The 1,929-nt window shown below is 30.5% G+C and carries 3 protein-coding genes; all 3 read left to right on the top strand.

The features are described 5' to 3' along the window. Positions 1-267: 267 nt before the first annotated feature. Positions 268-525, top strand: coding sequence for a hypothetical protein (locus FGF67_RS16750; protein WP_139698906.1), 258 nt, complete (start codon positions 268-270; stop codon positions 523-525). Next, positions 509-892: a hypothetical protein gene (locus FGF67_RS16745; RefSeq protein ID WP_139698905.1), complete on the top strand. Its 384-nt coding sequence runs from the start codon at positions 509-511 to the stop codon at positions 890-892. The genes FGF67_RS16750 and FGF67_RS16745 overlap by 17 nt, the downstream gene beginning before the upstream one ends. 143 nt (positions 893-1,035) lie before the next feature. After that, the gene (locus tag FGF67_RS16740; protein ID WP_139698904.1) at positions 1,036-1,791 is read left to right on the top strand and encodes a hypothetical protein; all 756 of its coding nucleotides are present in this window, start codon (positions 1,036-1,038) and stop codon (positions 1,789-1,791) included. Positions 1,792-1,929: the final 138 nt, after the last annotated feature.

The raw sequence follows: 1,929 nt of genomic DNA, 5'->3' as shown, positions 1-1,929 counted from the left end.
TGTTATTAGCCCCAGAAAGCATCTTGATTTTAGATGGTGAATAACTACCAAAAACAACAAACGCCCTGAAAATAGGCGTTTGTAATTCAAGTTTTTATAAAATTATGGGCTCGTGCAACGGCTACAATGGCTATAAGTAATTGCTGGTTCTCGCCTACTTCTGAAAATCCTCGCGGATTTTCAGTTTGGTGTGTACTTGCAAAGTTAGGTGCTAAAACACGCAACTACTCATAGCCGAGACCGTTGTAACCAATTTGAGAAAACCGAATGAACCAGCTTTATAATATTATAGTCAAACAATTAATCATTGGTTACATTGGTGCATTTCTTTTACTGATTTATTACAAAATTAAGGGACGTAAAATAACATATGAACAAATTCTTGATGAAATTGACCCTAAAAGCGGAATTAAGAAATATTACTACAAAGCGTTTTATTTAGGTGTCGGTTTTTTGATTTTAATAGTTCTTGCTATATCAACACTGGCTGGAGTAAACCCCAAATTATATGACCCTAACGAATAAGTTCCAAATTGACAGAACTATACAAACAAAAAAATCGGAATCGGAATTATCGGAATCATTAAAAAAATTTGATTGCAAAAAAATGGTATTTGTAAACCAAAAAATCTTGATTTCTGGAAAGGTGTTTTATGACTTTATTTGCGACTTAAACATTCCAGAGGTTAAATTAACAGTTAAACCTAAGAGAACTCTTCTGATTGCTGTACTGATTTTTTTAACATTGTGGACAATCGGATTTATATATCAAAATGGAATTTTAATCGGACTTCCATTAACAACTGCGTTCATTGTTTTTGGTGCATATGTTCACAAAAGAATGATGGAACTGAATCTTGATGAAATAATAGAATTAATAGAAAAAGAATAAAACTGGTTACAACAAAGTATAAAAATAATGCTAAATTTAATACTTAATCAAAGGCTAGTGCGTATTTGGTCACTCTGATTTTCCTACGGAAAATCCTCGGACACAAAACCGCACTATTCTTATACCAACCGTTGGCAATAATTATGAAGAAACTGAATAACCTACTATTAACCTTTTTGCTTTTTTCGAATTTCGTATTTGCTCAAAAATTTTATCTGAATTTAAAAGGAGCTGATAGTATAACAGAAAAAGAGCTAATAATTGAATATAAAGATGATTATAAACAAGTCAAAAAAGTTAAAAGTTTCGAAATCAAAAAAATAAAGCTCGAGCATCTTAAAAACTCTAAATTAAGATATATAAAACTGAAAATAAATTCAGACACATTATTTCTAAAAAGCGAGAATGTCTTGCAAAATATTGGAGTGAATATTAGTTCAGGGTTTGACGAAGTGATTAATGACACTCTAAATGTTTTTTTGGACACTTACCCATATAAACACAAAGGAAGTCCTTTTGTGGTTAATCGTTTTTCAATAGACAAATTACCTGACCATACTAGAATTATGATTATCCAAATAGACAACGATGCTTTTGTAGTAAAATGGCCTATTTTCAAACTTGACAAACATTCGGAGTATTTTGCGGACTTGATTAAAGATGATTTTTGCAACTGTATGGCTGACAAAACATTTGACAGAACAAATTTCAAAGAAGTTTTTGATTCTTGCCTTAATGAGCCAATGACTAAGACAATTCCTCTTATGGAAACAACTTTAAAAAACTATATTTATAAAAATAACAACGATATAAATTATGCGGATAGAGTTAATCAATTAATTAATGAAGTTTTATTAAAAGTGAATCTACATTACAATAAAAATTGTTTTAAAAAATAACTATTGCCAACATTGGTAGCCGTTGCACGAGCCCATAATTTTATAAAAACTTGAATTACAAACGCCTATTTTCAGGGCGTTTGTTGTTTTTGGTAGTTATTCACCATCTAAAATCAAGATGCTTTCTGGGGCTAATAA

This window comes from Allotamlana fucoidanivorans, assembly GCF_006265225.1.
GTDB lineage: Bacteria > Bacteroidota > Bacteroidia > Flavobacteriales > Flavobacteriaceae > Allotamlana > Allotamlana fucoidanivorans.
This window is presented reverse-complemented; position numbering and strand designations above follow the sequence as displayed.

Coding starts and splice junctions, on each gene's coding strand:
- FGF67_RS16750 (WP_139698906.1), top strand. CDS start 268: ATGAACCAGCTTTATAATATTATAGTCAAACAATTAATCATTGGTTAC.
- FGF67_RS16745 (WP_139698905.1), top strand. CDS start 509: ATGACCCTAACGAATAAGTTCCAAATTGACAGAACTATACAAACAAAA.
- FGF67_RS16740 (WP_139698904.1), top strand. CDS start 1,036: ATGAAGAAACTGAATAACCTACTATTAACCTTTTTGCTTTTTTCGAAT.